This is a genomic window from Vogesella perlucida (assembly GCF_979366545.1).
In genome coordinates this window covers 44,112-58,206 of record NZ_CEETRO010000003.1, presented here as the reverse complement: position 1 = coordinate 58,206, position 14,095 = coordinate 44,112, and the positions used below count along the sequence as shown (strand labels likewise).

The window sequence follows — 14,095 nt, the reverse complement described above, 5'->3', positions numbered from 1 at the left end:
AAGCACCGTTGCCTTGGACGGTGCTTTTTTCATTGATAGCCAGGCAGGTTTAGCCTTTGGCCACGATTTGCTGCACGCTGCCATCCAGCGCCATCAGGTAGGTTTCTACCGCCAGCTGCGGGTATTTGGCCAGAATCTGCTTGCGTAGCGTCATCAGGGTTTCGGCATGGGTCTGCGTTTCTTTTTCCGGCATTTTGCCAAAGTCCTCGCCCAGTACCACTTTGTAGGCGCCGCAGTCGCGGTGGTCCAGGATCATCACCTTGTGGATATGGTGCAGGCTGATCGCTACATCCAGGTGCTCCCAGAATGCCTGGTTCCAGGCGGGGAACTTGCTGGTGATCGCCCCCAGCGCCGCCCCGGCCAGTACGATATGGTCGTACTTGTTCTTCATGCCTTGCCTGGCCATGAAGGCTTCGGTTTCATCGACCAGCCGGTAGTCCATGCATGACAGCAGCAGCGCATCGGTGCCACCGGCAGCGTAGGCTGCTTGCGGCAGGAAGCTGCCCAGCAGGGCTGCGCCGCCGCCCAGGGCGGCAAGCTGTACAAACTGGCGACGGCCAGGGTTGGCCGCAGCGTCCTGCTGTGCGTGGTTGGGGCATTGGCACATGATTTTCTCCCTGAATTTATCAATAACCTGGCTACATTCTAGGTGATTTACGCTGCCATGTCGTATGTCTACGGTATGCCAGCCGTGCAGAATTGACAGCTTACTAACTAGTAAGTATCTTCGCTTTCATGCTGCACCCCCTATAACGAAGACAGCGCTGTGGTGGCCAAACGAGCCGCCACACCAACCAACACGAGGATGAACATCATGACGGCTTACCCGCACCTGCTGGCACCGCTGGACCTGGGCTTTACCACGCTGAAAAACCGCGTACTGATGGGCTCCATGCACACCGGTCTGGAAGAGGCCCCGCAAGGCTTCGAGAAAATGGCGGCTTTCTACGCCGAGCGCGCGCGTGGCGGCGTAGGCCTGATTGTGACCGGCGGGGTTGGCCCCAACGAAGAAGGCCGTGTGGCCGAGGGTGCTTCCATGCTGGCCGACGCCGCCGAGGTGCCGCATCACCGCATCGTGACCGATGCCGTGCACGCCGCAGGTGGCAAGATCGCCATGCAGATTCTGCACACCGGCCGCTACAGTTTTCAGGAAAACCTGGTCTCGGCTTCGCCGATCTGTGCGCCGATCAACTTCTACCGCCCGCGTGAAATGTCCGAAGACGACATCCAGCGCACCATTGCCGACTTTGCCCGTTGCGCCAAGCTGGCGCAGGACGCCGGCTACGACGGGGTAGAGGTCATGGGCTCGGAAGGCTATCTGCTTAACCAGTTCATCGCCCAGCATACCAACAAGCGTACCGACGCCTGGGGTGGCAGCTTCGAGAACCGCATCCGCTTCCCGCTGGCGGTACTGCGTGCCGTGCGCGAGGCGGTAGGCCGCGAATTCATCATCATCTACCGCCTGTCCATGCTGGACCTGGTGAACAACGGCAGCACCTGGGAAGAGGTGGAGCAGTTGGCCGCCGAGGTGGAAAAAGCCGGCGCCAACATTATCAATACCGGTATTGGCTGGCACGAAGCCCGCGTGCCTACCATTGCCACCAGCGTACCGCGCGGCGGTTTTGCCTGGGTCACCAAGCGCCTGATGGGCAAGGTGGGTATTCCGCTGATCACCACCAACCGGATCAATACCCCGGAAGTGGCCGAAGATATCCTGTCCAGTGGCTGTGCCGATATGGTATCCATGGCGCGCCCCTTCCTGGCCGACCCGGAATTCGTCATCAAAGCCGAGCAAGGCCGTGCCGACGAAATCAACACCTGTATCGGTTGTAACCAGGCCTGCCTGGACCATATCTTCCAGGGCAAACTCACCAGCTGCCTGGTAAACCCGCGTGCCTGTCGCGAAACCGAGCTGAACTACGTGAAGACCGACGCACCGAAGAAACTGGCTGTAGTGGGTGCCGGCCCGGCAGGCCTGGCGTTTGCCACCATCGCTGCCGAACGCGGCCACGACGTGACGCTGTTTGATGCCGGTAGCGAAATTGGCGGCCAGTTCAATGTGGCCAAGAAAGTGCCAGGCAAAGAAGAGTTTTACGAAACACTGCGCTATTTTGCCCGCCGTATCGAGCTGACCGGCGTCACGCTGCAACTGAACACCCGCGTAGACGCTGCAGATCTGACCGGGTTTGACGAGGTGGTGCTGGCTACCGGTATCGCGCCGCGCACGCCACCTATCGAAGGGATCGACCACCCCAAAGTGCTCAGCTACCTGGACGTGCTCAAGTTTGGCAAGCCGGTTGGCCGCAGCGTGGCGGTCATTGGTGCCGGCGGTATCGGCTTTGACGTGTCCGAATACCTGACGCACGAAGGCAAGTCGCCCTCGCTGGATACCGCCGCTTTCATGAAAGAGTGGGGGGTCGACATGACGGTAGCGACAGCGGGTGGCCTGGCGGCCAGCGGCCCGCAGCCGCACCCTAGCCCACGCCAGGTTTACCTGCTGCAACGCAAGAGCAGCAAGGTGGGTGAAGGCCTGGGCAAGACCACCGGCTGGATCCATCGCGCCAGCTTGCAGATGAAGAATGTCACCATGATTCCGGGCGTTACCTACAACAAGATCGACGATGCTGGCCTGCACGTTACCATCAAGGGCGAGCCACAGGTGTTGGCGGTGGATAATGTGGTGATCTGCGCCGGGCAAGACCCGCTGCGCGAATTGCAGCAGCCGCTGCTGGATGCCGGCAAGCCGGTGCACCTGATCGGTGGTGCTGATGTCGCGGCCGAGCTGGACGCCAAGCGCGCAATCGATCAAGGAGCCAGGCTGGCTGCCAGCATCTGATTTACTGAACAAACGTTCGACAGCCCGTCGGGCGCGGATTCGGGAAAGAACATTTTATGAAGTGATAAAGACTGCCAGCGTGCCTGGCAGTCTTTTTTTATTTCATTGTTATATTCTTTTGGCATTTAAAAATGTCGAGTTGCGGCATTTTTGCCATAAAAGAAGCAATTACCGATAGAATTTAGCCAAATCAAAAATTCATATTTATTGAAATGCTAGATTGCCAAGGCGTGTTGACGGTACATTCATAAGCATCAGCCGCTTGACTTTAAAGTCTCGCCTGAGGTGTTTGCTGTCTGCGCGACGAGTGAATCGCCAAAATAACGATAAAGGAATGCCGGGATGGCCAAAAAATTCCTGCTGCTATGCCTGACTGCCTGCTGCCTGTCACCCTTGGCGCAGGCGGCGGATATGCTGGTGCTGGGTGTGGTGCCGTACTTGTCGGCACGCAAGCTGGCCGAACTGTACGAGCCCATGCGTACCCAGCTGCAAGGTGCCTTGGGTGTGCCGGTGGTTATCGAGTCGGCACCGGACTACCAAAGCTATCTCGAGCGTACTGCCCAGGGCCGCTACGACGTGATTGCCACATCTCCCTACTTCGGGCGCCTGGCGCAGCTGGAACAAGGCTACGAGCCGCTCGCCCGCCCGCAAACCAATCTTGAGCCCCTGCTGGTGACCCGCAAGGACGGCGTGAATTCGCTGGAAGCCCTGCGTGGCAAAGTGGTTTCCACCAGCGACAAGCTGGCCAACCTGACGTTGGCCGCACAGCGCTACTTGATCCAGAACGGCCTGACCCCGGGCAAGGACGTCACCATCCGCCCTGCCGGCAGCCATGCCAACTCGGTACAGGCGCTGCTGAACGGTGAATCTGCCGCCGCCATCATTTCGGTTACCGCCTTGCGCCAGTTACACCCCGGCACCACGGTACGTGTGCGCATCATGAAACGCCTGCCGCAGACTACGCCATTACTCTACCTGGCCAACAAGCGACTAGGCAGCAGCCGTATCGACAGCCTGCGTCGCCAGCTGTTCCAGTTTGCCAATCACACCGAGGAAGGCCAGGCGTTCAGTAAAGAGCTGGGGCATGGCGGTCTGAAAGAGATCTCTGCTGCGGACATGAAGGCGCTGGATCCGTATGTGCAGGATTTGAAGGCGATGCTGAAATAATGGCCATTGACCTGCGGCCGCGTTCGCTGACCTGGATCATCATTCCCGCCTTGTTCGTGGTCCAGCTGCTGCTGTTCGGCATTATTGCCTGGCAGAGTGTGCACATGATGCGCGAAATGGCGGTGGAGCAAACGCGCGTGCGCCTGGGCAGCCTGCAGGTAGAGCTGCGCGCCGCACTGGTGGCACCCATGCTGGAGCGCGACTACAGCACACTGCAGGAAATTACCGACGAGCTGACCCGCTCCAGTGACCTGGCCTATCTGGTGGTGCGTGATAGTGCGGGCAAGATCATGGCCCGCAGTGGCATACAGATTCAGCGCTTCATGCCCGACAGTGATATTGCCGGTAGCAACGACCCCTTGTTCGATACCCGATTCCCGCTGACACAGGGAGAGGTACAACTGGGTTTGCGGGTGGCCGAGGCGCGGCAGATCTTTCTGAGCTTTATCCAGCGTACCGCGCCGATGGTGGTGGTGGCGGGTTTGCTGGCCACCATCTGGATGGTCTTGGTCACGTTATGGATTGTGCGGCGGCTGAAGCGTTTGACCCAGGCGGCCGAATCGCTCGGCCATGGCACCTTGTCGGTGCGGGCGCCGGAAGACGGGGCAGATGAGGTGGGCCGTCTGGGCCTGGCCTTTAACCGTATGGCGGCGGCGGTACAGTCGGCAGACGAAAAGTGGGCCAAGAGCCAGCGTTTCACCGACATGCTGTTGCTGGCCATGCCCATGCCGGTGTTTTACAAGGATGCACAAGGCCGCTACATGGGCTGTAACGATGCCTTTGCGCGCGTTACCGGCCTGAGCCGGCGCGATATTCGTGGCAAGGTGGCCGCCGAGCTATGGCCCGCCGAGTTGGCCGCACTGCACATGCGGCACGATGAGGCACTTAACGCCGGCCTGGGGCATCAGGAGTATGCCGGTTTGCTGACTGACCAGCACGGCCTGCAGCGCCACGTGATTTTTTCCAAGGATGTGTTTTACGACGATCTGGGTCAGATCGCCGGCATTATCGGTGCCTGGAACGATATTTCCGACTTGCGCCGCGCCGAAGGCAGGTTGCAGCTGTTGGCCGGGGTGTTCAAGCACTCGCGTGAAGGCATTGTGATTGCCGATGCTAGCGGCAGGGTGGTGGATGTCAACCGTGCGCTATGCGAGATCAGCGGTTTCGAGCGCGACGAAGTCGTCGGGCAAATGCCCAGCCACTTTTATTCAGGCCGGCACGACGAGGCGTTCTATCAGGCCATCCGTACCACCCTGGGCCAGAAAGGCCATTGGCAGGGCGAAGTGTGGAACCGGCGCAAGGATGGCAGCCTCTATCCGGTGCTGCTATCGATCTCCATCATTTACGACCAGCAGGGCCTGGTGCGCCATTACATTGCCGTGTTTGCAGATATCACGGTGATGAAAGAGCAGGAAGCCCGGCTGGATCGCATGGCGCACCACGATCCGCTTACCCAGCTACCGAACCGCGTGTTGCTGGGCGACCGCATGCGTGTCGCCATTGCCCAGGCCAGCCGCAGTGGCCAATGGCTGGCCATCTGTTTTATGGACCTGGACGGTTTCAAACGCGTCAACGACCGCTATGGCCACGATGTAGGCGACCAGCTACTGATCAAGATTGCCGACCGCTTGCAGCAGACCATGCACGGTGGCGATACCGTGGCACGGCTGGGCGGTGATGAATTTGCGCTGCTGTTATCCGGTCTGCCCGATATCGAGGCCTGCCACCAGACGCTGCATCACATTCTGGATACCGTCGCGCAGCCCTGCGATATCGGTGATATCCAGATACAAGTCTCGGCCAGTATCGGCGTCACCCTGTACCCGCAGGACGAGCAGGATGCTGATACCCTGCTGCGCCATGCCGACCAGGCCATGTACAAAGCCAAAGACCTGGGGCGCAACGGCTACCAGATTTTTGACGCCGAGCACGATCGCCAGAGTCGCAGCCGCCTGCAAAGCCTGCACCGGCTGGAGCAAGCACTGGAGCAGGGCGAGCTGCAGCTGTACTACCAGCCCAAGGTCAATATGCGCGACGGGCAGATCGTGGGCATGGAAGCCCTGATGCGCTGGCACCACCCCCAGCGTGGCGTGCTGGCCCCCGGCGCCTTTCTGCCGGAGGTGGAAGATAGCCAGCTGGATATCCGCCTGGGCGAGTGGGTGATTGCTACAGCACTACAACAAATGGCGCATTGGCGTGGTGAAGGGCGGGTACTGTCGGTCAGTGTGAATATCTCCGCCCACCACCTGCAGCAGTCGGATTTTGCCGCCCGTCTGGCCGGCCTGCTGGATGCTCACCCGGATGTGCCACGCGGCATGCTGGAAATCGAGGTGCTGGAAAGTACGGCGCTGTCCGATGTGGAGCACGTTGGCCGCCTGATGCAAACCTGCCAGGGGCTCGGGGTGCGCTTTTCGCTGGATGATTTCGGTACCGGCTATTCGTCCCTGCTGTATCTGAAACGCCTGCCGGCGGACAAACTCAAGATTGACCAGTCGTTTATTCGTGGCATGCACGAAAGCAGCGACGACCTCGCCATCGTGCAGGGCATCATCGGGCTGTCTGAAGCCTTCAACCGTGAGCTGGTGGCCGAGGGGGTAGAAACCGTCGAGCACGGCAGCCTGCTACTGCACCTGGGCTGCGACGTGGCGCAGGGCTACGGCGTAGCCAAACCCATGCCGGCAGGCGAGGTGGTAGCCTGGTGCCGTAGCTGGCATAGCCCGCCGGAGTGGCTGGCGGCCCGCAAGCGCTGGTCGCAAGAAGACATTTTCCTGTTTGGCCTGGAGCTGAACCTGCGCAGCGCCTTGTCGCGCCTGCTGTCCCTGGCCCAGGAACCGGGCGTGGCGGGGAGTTGGGACGACGATGTCAGCGAGCGCTTTTTGCGCTGGTACGGCACTGATGGCCAGATGCGCTACGGTGGTCACGCCAGCTTTGCCCAGCTGGGCCAGCTGCAGTCTTCCCTGATGCTGCATTGCCAGCAGCTATGGCAAGCCTGCCAGCTGGGCGACGAGGAAGCGATCCAGCAGCATATCCCCGTTATTTTCAGCCTGCGCCAGCAGCACGAGCAGGCGGTGCACAGCCTGCTATCGGGTATGCCACGGCTACGGGAAGACAATCACAGCCTGCCTTTATAGACCCGCCAGCGCCTTGCCCAGGGCTTTCTCGTCGAGGATGCCCAGCAGCTGCTTCACCGGCTTGCCCTGGGCATTCAGGATGACCGTATAAGGCAGGCCGCCGCTCTTGTTGCCCAGCTCGCGCATGACGGCAATGCCGTCACCATCGCTCATCAGGATGGGGTAGTTTACCGGTGTCTGCTTCAGAAAAGCCTGCACCTGCTCCGGCTGGTCCAGCGCAATGCCTACCGTCTTGATGCCCTTGGGCCCCAGCTTGAGCGACAGCGCCGACAGCATCGGCATCTCCTGGCGGCACGGCGCGCACCAGGTCGCCCAGAAGTTCACCACGGTTACCCGCCCCTGAAACGGGGCAAACGCGGCAGCCTGGCCACTCACCAGCGTTAGCCTGGCTTTGTCCAGCGGCCCGGCAGCCTGCGCAGGCAGGCTCACACCCAGTGCAATCAGCAGCAGGCCATGGCGTAACAGCGTGGTGATCTTGTGCATTTTTATTCCATTTTGATAGTAAAAAGTTGTTAGATATCTGCAAGTTGGCCGCAGTTCGCCGCTGCCTTTAAACAAACGTTCATGATAAACTCGCCGATTACTTTTTTGTTTGCGCGCGAGTCATGTCTATTCTCGTTTGCGGGGCGCTGGCCTACGACACCCTGTTCAATTTCGAAGATCGCTTCGATAACCATATCCTGCCCGATCAGCTGCACAAGATCTCCACCACCTTCAAGGTACCTACCATGCGCCGCGAGTTTGGTGGCCCGGCAGGCAATATTGCCTACAGCCTGTGCCTGCTGGGCGAAAAGCCGCTGGTGATGGGTGCCGTGGGTGAGGACTTCGAGCCTTATCGCCAGCACCTCAAGCGGGCAGGCGTGGATGATCGCTTCATCCGCACTATTCGCGGGCAGTATACGTCGCAATGCTTTGGTATTGCCGACAAGGATGGCAACCAGCTGATGGCCTTTCACCCGGGCTCCATGGACCACGCTACCGTGAACCACATTGCGGACGTCCCCGAGCCGGTACAGGTGGCCATCGTGTCGCCAGGCGGGCACGCCGCCTTTTTGCAGCACACCCGCGAGCTGCACGCCGCCGGTATTCCGTTCATCTTCGACCCAGGCCAGGAGCTGCCGCTGCTGTCGCGTGACGAGCTGAATGAAATCGTGGAGCTGGCAACGTATGTAGCCATTAACGACTACGAAAGCGAGCTGATGCGCGAGCGCGCTGGCCTGCCGGTAGAGGTGCTGAAGGACAAGGTCAAGGCCTTGATCGTGACCCGCGGCTCCAAAGGTGCCGAAATCTACGTGGACGACACCATCCACCTGATCCCGCGTGTACAGATGCCGATCAAGCCGGTAGACCCGATGGGCTGTGGCGATGCCTTCCGTGCCGGCCTGCTGTACGGTATCAAGCATGGCTACGACTGGAAGATCACCGGCCGTCTGGCCAATGTGCTCGGCGCCATTAAAGTCACCAGCCATGGCCCGCAGAATCATTTCTTTGACTGGGACAAGCTGAAGTCGCTGTACCAGCAGGCCTACGGCGACCCCTGGCCGCTGTAAGAAATATCCTGGGTGTTGTACACACTGTTCAATAAGGCACGCTTTGGCGTGCCTTATGCATTGTTATGCCTGCGCTAGCTTTTGCAATCGCTTGGTAGGCTATAAAAATCAATATCTTGGGTGGATTTTGACTGGGCTGGGGCCGCTAGCCTGCAAAAATCCCGCCTGCTGCGTGGCTATTTTCTTTTTGTGGCAAAGCGTCACAAAGTGATAACGGGGTTGAATAAGCCGCGCGGCGGCCCCACCATGCACCCATTACCGCTTTCCCCGCAGAAAGGGCACCATGACCGTACCGCATTTGACCACCGCTTTGACTGGCCCTTTACTAGAGCTGGAAAGCCGCATTCTGCTAGCCCAGCCACATATCGAGCACTGGTTCCGTAGCCAGTGGCACAACCATGCTGCCCCGTTCTATGGCTCGGTAGACTTGCGCAACAGCGGTTTCAAACTGGCACCGGTGGACATGAACCTGTACCCGGGTGGCCATAACAACCTGAACCCCGAATTTCTGCCCTTGGCCGTGCAGGCAGCACAAAGCGCGGTAGACCGCGTCTGCCCCAAAGCCAAGAGCATTCTGCTGATCCCGGAAAACCATACCCGTAACACCTTCTACCTGCAGAACGTGGCGGCGCTGGTGCATATCTTTGAACAAGCCGGGCTGAAAGTACGCCTGGGTACGCTGAACCCGGAGATTACCGAGCCTACCGCCCTGACGGCGGCCAACGGTGCCGTGGTCACCGTCGAGCCGCTGCAGCGCCGTGGCAACCGTGTGGTGCTGGCCGACGGCTTCAGCCCTTGCATCGTCCTGCTCAACAACGACCTGTCTGCCGGCCTGCCCGACGTGTTGGCCGGTATCGAGCAAAACCTGATGCCGCCGCTGCACGCCGGCTGGGCCGTGCGCCGCAAGACCAACCACTTTGCCGCTTACGACAAGGTAGCTACCGATTTTTCGCAGCTGATCTCCATCGACCCCTGGCTGATCAACCCTTATTTCAGCGCCGCCGGCGGCCTGGACTTCCACACCCGTCAGGGTGAGGATGCGTTGGCGGAGCACGTGGCGCAGATGCTGGACAAGATCCGTATCAAGTACCGCGAATACGGCATTACCCACGACCCGTACGTGATTGTGAAAGCCGACGCCGGTACCTACGGCATGGGCGTGATGAGCGTGAAATCGCCGGAGGAGGTCATCGGCCTGAACCGCAAAGCGCGTAACAAGATGTCGGTGGTAAAAGAAGGCCTGGAAGTGAGCGAGGTGATCGTGCAGGAAGGCGTGCACACCTTCGAATCCATCAACGATGCCGTGGCCGAGCCCGTGGTGTACATGATGGACCGCTACGTGATCGGCGGTTTCTACCGCGTACACACCGGCCGTGGTGTAGACGAAAACCTGAACGCCCCAGGCATGCACTTTGTCCCGCTGTCGTTCGAAACGGCCTGCTTGCCAGACCATAAAGTCGGCCCCGATGCCCCGCCAAACCGCTTCTACGCCTACGGTGTGGTCGCGCGCTTGGCGCTGCTGGCTGCCTCGCGCGAGCTGGAAGCCACCGACCCGGACGCCGAATAAGCGCCCCCTGCGGCCAACCTTGAGAGCAAAGCTATGCAGATACTGTTTATTGCCGACCCGCTGGAAAGCTTCAAGATCCACAAGGACACCACCTACGCCATGATGGAAGAGGCGCATGCGCGCAACCACGCCATCTGGTTCTGTGAGGCAGGCGAGCTGTATGTCGAGGGCGGCCGCATTCTGACCGAAGCCCGCCCGGTAACGTTTACCGGCCTGGGTGGCAAGGAGTGGTTCAAGAAAGGCAACAGCCAGCGCTTGCCATTGCAGGGGTTTACGGCGGTTGTCATGCGTAAAGACCCGCCGTTTGACCTGGAATACCTGTACGCCACCCAGCTGCTGACGTTGGCCGAAGCAGAAGGCGCCCGCGTTTTCAACAAGGGCCAAGCGCTGCGCGACTTTAACGAAAAGCTGGCGATCCTGAATTTCTCCGAGCAAACCGCGCCCACCATGGTGACGTCGCGCCCGGATCGGCTGAAGCGCTTTGTGCGTCAGCATCAGGATGCCATCCTGAAGCCACTGGACGGCATGGGCGGTAGCGGCATTTTCCGCGTGACGCCAGATGATCCGAACCTGAACGTGATTATTGAAACCGTGAGCCAGCACGGTACGCAAACCGTGATGGCTCAGCGCTATATCCCCGAGATCCGCGATGGCGATAAACGCGTGCTGGTGATCGATGGTGTACCGGTGGACTACTGCCTGGCGCGTATTCCGCAGGGGGGCGAAACCCGTGGTAACCTCGCCGCCGGTGGCCGTGGCGAAGCTCGCCCGCTGACCGAGCGTGACCGCGAGATTGCCGCTGCGCTGGCGCCCGAGCTGAAACGCCGCGGTATTTTGCTGGCGGGTCTGGATGTGATTGGCAACTACCTCACCGAAGTCAACGTGACCAGCCCAACATGCTTCCGCGAGATCATGGACCAGGCAGGCATTAACGTGGCAGCGTTGTTCATCGATGCGCTGGAGCGTGCCTCCGGCCACGTGTCCTGATGCGCCACGGGGGTTGGCAACAGGCGGCTACGGCCGCCTTTGTCGTTTCTGCGCTGGCGGGCTGCAGCCCGCAGCCGGAAGCCTGGCAGCAGGAAAGCTTTGTGTTTGGCACCCGTGTGGTGCTGACCATTTACGATACCGACCACACCAAGGCACAAGCGGCCATGGCGCAGGTGCTGGGCGATCTGGACCAGCTGCACCAGCGGTTGCACGCCTGGCAGGCGGCAGGGGAGGTCTATGCGGCCAACCAGGCCATTGCAACTGGCGAGCCGTTCAAGGCATCCCCCGAGCTGAACGAGCTGATTACGCTAGGCCAGCAGCTGGAACAACAAAGCGGCCAGCTGTTCTCGCCCGCCATTGGCGCCATGGTGGCGGCCTGGGGGTTTCATGCGGACCAGTACGCTGCCCGCCTGCCTGCTGCGCAGACTTTGTCAGACCTGGCCGTAGCACGGCCACGCATGGCAGACCTGCTGCGCCAGCCAGATGGCCGCTGGCTCAGCCGTAACCCGGCGGTGCAGCTGGACTTTGGCGGTATGGCCAAAGGCTGGGCGCTGGACCGTAGCCGGGCGCGTTTACTTAAGGCTGGCATCAGCTCGGCGCTGTTAAATATCGGCGGTAACATTATTGCGCTGGGTAGCAAACCGGGTGGCGAACCGTGGCGGGTAGGCTTGCGCCACCCGCGCCAGGCCGATGCCATGGCCACGCTGGCGTTGGCCGATGGCGAGGCGGTTGGCACCTCGGGCGACTACCAGCGTTTTTTCCAGCTACAGGGGCGGCGCTATTGCCACCTGATTGACCCACGCGACGCACAAAGCCGCTGTCACGTACAATCCGTGTCCGTATTAAGCCGCCCGGGGCCGCATGCCGGCTTGCTGTCCGATGTAGCCTCCAAGCCCATGTATTTCGCCGGCCCGGCCGTGGCAGCAGGCTATGCCAGCCGATTTGGTCTGGCAGGCTGGCTGTTAATCGATTCTCGCGGTGAAGCGTGGCTGCCGCAGGCTTTTGACAAACGGCTGCAGTGGCCGCTTCCCCCCACCCGTATTCACCACACAGGATGATCATGAGTTCGCATCAGGAAAGCCCGTTCAAGGGAAAAACCGGCGTAAAGCGCCTGATCAATGCGTTTGGCTACTCGCTGGATGGCTTACGTGCCGCTTACCGGCACGAAGACGCCTTTCGCCAGCTCACCTTGTTGGCCATCGTGCTGATTCCACTGGCCTTGTTTGTGGTGCCTTCCACACCGTTGGCGCGCGCACTGCTGGTCGCCAGCTCGTTGGCGACGCTGATCATCGAGCTCTTCAATTCGGCAATTGAAGCAGCGGTGGATCACACCTCGCTGGAACGCCACCCGCTCGCCAAACGGGCCAAAGATATGGGCAGTGCAGCCCAGCTGCTGGGCCTGGTGAACCTGGCGCTGGTCTGGGGCCTGGTGCTGTTTGGCTAGTGTAGACCCCGCATAACAGATGCAGCATGCGCCAGGCGCCCTGGGCGGGCAGGGTGCATGACTACGGTGGGCTGGTGGTTTCGTTTGTCAGCGTGCCGATAGATAGTTCGGCAATATGGCTGGTGGCTTGCTGCGTACGCTCGGCCAGTTTGCGTACTTCGTCGGCAACCACGGCAAAGCCACGCCCGGCTTCGCCCACGCGGGCGGCCTCGATGGCGGCGTTGAGTGCCAGCAGATTGGTTTGCTCGGAGATATCGCGGATGATGCTGACCAGGCCGGTCACTTTCTGATAGTTCTCAGTCATGCGCTGCTGGTGTGTCAGCTCGCGCTGGCGTAGTTGTTCCTGTGTTTTACTGGCGTCGATATCGGTCAGTGCACCCACTACGCGCAGGGGGGTGCCATCTGCTGCGCGCCGGGTCTGGCCTTTGGCGCGAAACCAGCGATATTCCCCGTTTTTGAGCATAAGCCGGTAAGTAATGTCATAAGGGGTATGGCCGCTACGGTCTATCAGATGAGCCTTGAATGCCGTTACCACACGGTCGCGGTCTTCCGGGTGCAGCCGGGATGCCCAGCTATCCAGCACATTGGGGAAATCGTTTTCATCCTGATAGCCCAGCAGATAGCGGAACTGGTCCGACCACCAGAAAGGGTTGGCCGCATTGACCGGGTCGCCTGCGATGACCTCCATGTCCCACAGCCCGTCAGACAGCATTTCGGTGGCCAGCTCAAAGCGAGTGAGTGTGGTGTGCAGTGCCTGTTCCTGATCACGTATCGCCTGAATGTCGGTTAGCGCCCCCGCCACGCGCAATGGCTGGCCTTGCGCGTCGCGTTTGGTTTCGCCGCGGGCGCGGAACCAGCGGTAGGTGCCGTTTTTCAGCATCAGCCGGTAGGTAATATCGTAAGGTGTGGCACCGGTATGGTCGTTCAGATGGCGGCTGAAGGCGGCCAGGGTGCGCTCTTTGTCTTCCGGGTGCAGGCGTGACGACCAGCTGCCCAGCGTATTGGGGAATTCGTTTTCCGAGTCAAAGCCCAGCAAATGCCGGAAGGCGGGCGACCACCAGAACGGATAGTGCTCATGAATGGGTTGCGCCGGGTTGATTTCCATATCCCACAGGCCATCTGCCGTCGCACGTTGCATCAGCTCCAGCCGGTCGGCCAGGTTTTGCCTGTCAGCCAGGTTGCGGGCTTTATCTGCAGCGGCATCGCGCTGTGCTTCGCTCAGGGCTTGATCAAGCTGCTGCAAGGTTGCCATTCTGGCTTGCAGCGTGGAGAGCACGCTGATAATGCGTTCTCTGCTGTCTTCACTGCCCGCGGGTGGGTGGTCGCCTATCGTGCTTTCTACCGCAGATATAAAAGCATCCAGCCGCTGCCGGCTGCGTTTGCTGAATTCCAGACCGAACATGGTGCTCTCCT

Annotated in this window: 11 protein-coding genes; 8 read left to right on the top strand and 3 right to left on the bottom strand. The window is 60.3% G+C overall.

Going from position 1 to position 14,095, the window contains the following annotated elements:
* Nucleotides 1-49 precede the first annotated feature (49 nt).
* Nucleotides 50-607 carry a carbonic anhydrase gene (locus ACZ9XP_RS05050; RefSeq protein WP_438696750.1) on the bottom strand — a complete coding sequence of 186 codons (558 nt, stop codon included), beginning with the start codon at nt 605-607 and terminating at the stop codon, nt 50-52.
* Between the two features lie 207 nt (nt 608-814).
* Here ACZ9XP_RS05050 and ACZ9XP_RS05045 point away from each other — a divergent pair, with 207 nt between their 5' ends.
* From ACZ9XP_RS05045 to ACZ9XP_RS05035, 3 genes are all read left to right on the top strand, one after another.
* Nucleotides 815-2,836: an NADPH-dependent 2,4-dienoyl-CoA reductase gene (locus ACZ9XP_RS05045; RefSeq protein WP_147686642.1), complete on the top strand. Its 2,022-nt coding sequence runs from the start codon at nt 815-817 to the stop codon at nt 2,834-2,836.
* A 342-nt stretch (nt 2,837-3,178) separates the two neighbouring features.
* Nucleotides 3,179-4,003: a phosphate/phosphite/phosphonate ABC transporter substrate-binding protein gene (locus ACZ9XP_RS05040; protein WP_465188100.1), complete on the top strand. Its 825-nt coding sequence runs from the start codon at nt 3,179-3,181 to the stop codon at nt 4,001-4,003.
* Nucleotides 4,003-7,134 carry an EAL domain-containing protein gene (locus ACZ9XP_RS05035; protein WP_465188099.1) on the top strand — a complete coding sequence of 1,044 codons (3,132 nt, stop codon included), beginning with the start codon at nt 4,003-4,005 and terminating at the stop codon, nt 7,132-7,134. The genes ACZ9XP_RS05040 and ACZ9XP_RS05035 overlap by 1 nt, the downstream gene beginning before the upstream one ends.
* On the opposite strand, the gene ACZ9XP_RS05030 is transcribed toward ACZ9XP_RS05035, so the two are convergent.
* A complete protein-coding gene (locus ACZ9XP_RS05030) occupies nt 7,129-7,617 on the bottom strand; it encodes a TlpA disulfide reductase family protein (protein WP_147686648.1) in 489 nt (162 codons plus the stop codon). The genes ACZ9XP_RS05035 and ACZ9XP_RS05030 overlap by 6 nt on opposite strands.
* A 122-nt stretch (nt 7,618-7,739) precedes the next feature.
* Between ACZ9XP_RS05030 and ACZ9XP_RS05025 the strand changes: the two genes are divergently transcribed.
* From ACZ9XP_RS05025 to ACZ9XP_RS05005, 5 genes are all read left to right on the top strand, one after another.
* Complete coding sequence (locus ACZ9XP_RS05025) at nt 7,740-8,684, top strand: carbohydrate kinase family protein (RefSeq protein WP_147686651.1); 945 nt, start codon at nt 7,740-7,742, stop codon at nt 8,682-8,684.
* Between the two features lie 283 nt (nt 8,685-8,967).
* Nucleotides 8,968-10,251, top strand: a complete 1,284-nt coding sequence (gene gshA / locus ACZ9XP_RS05020) for a glutamate--cysteine ligase (protein WP_147686654.1) — start codon at nt 8,968-8,970, stop codon at nt 10,249-10,251.
* Nucleotides 10,252-10,284: 33 nt separating this feature from the next.
* The gene (gene gshB, locus ACZ9XP_RS05015; protein WP_465188098.1) at nt 10,285-11,238 is read left to right on the top strand and encodes a glutathione synthase; all 954 of its coding nucleotides are present in this window, start codon (nt 10,285-10,287) and stop codon (nt 11,236-11,238) included.
* Nucleotides 11,238-12,296 (top strand): FAD:protein FMN transferase, encoded by a 1,059-nt coding sequence (locus ACZ9XP_RS05010; protein WP_465188097.1) that lies wholly within the window; start codon nt 11,238-11,240, stop codon nt 12,294-12,296. The genes gshB and ACZ9XP_RS05010 overlap by 1 nt, the downstream gene beginning before the upstream one ends.
* A gap of 2 nt (nt 12,297-12,298) precedes the next feature.
* Complete coding sequence (locus ACZ9XP_RS05005) at nt 12,299-12,682, top strand: diacylglycerol kinase (RefSeq protein WP_147686660.1); 384 nt, start codon at nt 12,299-12,301, stop codon at nt 12,680-12,682.
* 61 nt (nt 12,683-12,743) lie between these two features.
* Here the strand turns inward: ACZ9XP_RS05005 and ACZ9XP_RS05000 are convergent, their stop codons facing one another.
* Nucleotides 12,744-14,084, bottom strand: coding sequence for a methyl-accepting chemotaxis protein (locus tag ACZ9XP_RS05000; protein WP_465188096.1), 1,341 nt, complete (start codon nt 14,082-14,084; stop codon nt 12,744-12,746).
* Nucleotides 14,085-14,095 lie beyond the last annotated feature (11 nt).

Excerpts from the sequence above, each read along its gene's own strand:
- ACZ9XP_RS05050 (WP_438696750.1), bottom strand. The coding sequence starts at position 607 with ATGTGCCAATGCCCCAACCACGCACAGCAGGACGCTGCGGCCAACCCT.
- ACZ9XP_RS05045 (WP_147686642.1), top strand. The coding sequence starts at position 815 with ATGACGGCTTACCCGCACCTGCTGGCACCGCTGGACCTGGGCTTTACC.
- ACZ9XP_RS05040 (WP_465188100.1), top strand. The coding sequence starts at position 3,179 with ATGGCCAAAAAATTCCTGCTGCTATGCCTGACTGCCTGCTGCCTGTCA.
- ACZ9XP_RS05035 (WP_465188099.1), top strand. The coding sequence starts at position 4,003 with ATGGCCATTGACCTGCGGCCGCGTTCGCTGACCTGGATCATCATTCCC.
- ACZ9XP_RS05030 (WP_147686648.1), bottom strand. The coding sequence starts at position 7,617 with ATGCACAAGATCACCACGCTGTTACGCCATGGCCTGCTGCTGATTGCA.
- ACZ9XP_RS05025 (WP_147686651.1), top strand. The coding sequence starts at position 7,740 with ATGTCTATTCTCGTTTGCGGGGCGCTGGCCTACGACACCCTGTTCAAT.
- gshA (WP_147686654.1), top strand. The coding sequence starts at position 8,968 with ATGACCGTACCGCATTTGACCACCGCTTTGACTGGCCCTTTACTAGAG.
- gshB (WP_465188098.1), top strand. The coding sequence starts at position 10,285 with ATGCAGATACTGTTTATTGCCGACCCGCTGGAAAGCTTCAAGATCCAC.
- ACZ9XP_RS05010 (WP_465188097.1), top strand. The coding sequence starts at position 11,238 with ATGCGCCACGGGGGTTGGCAACAGGCGGCTACGGCCGCCTTTGTCGTT.
- ACZ9XP_RS05005 (WP_147686660.1), top strand. The coding sequence starts at position 12,299 with ATGAGTTCGCATCAGGAAAGCCCGTTCAAGGGAAAAACCGGCGTAAAG.
- ACZ9XP_RS05000 (WP_465188096.1), bottom strand. The coding sequence starts at position 14,084 with ATGTTCGGTCTGGAATTCAGCAAACGCAGCCGGCAGCGGCTGGATGCT.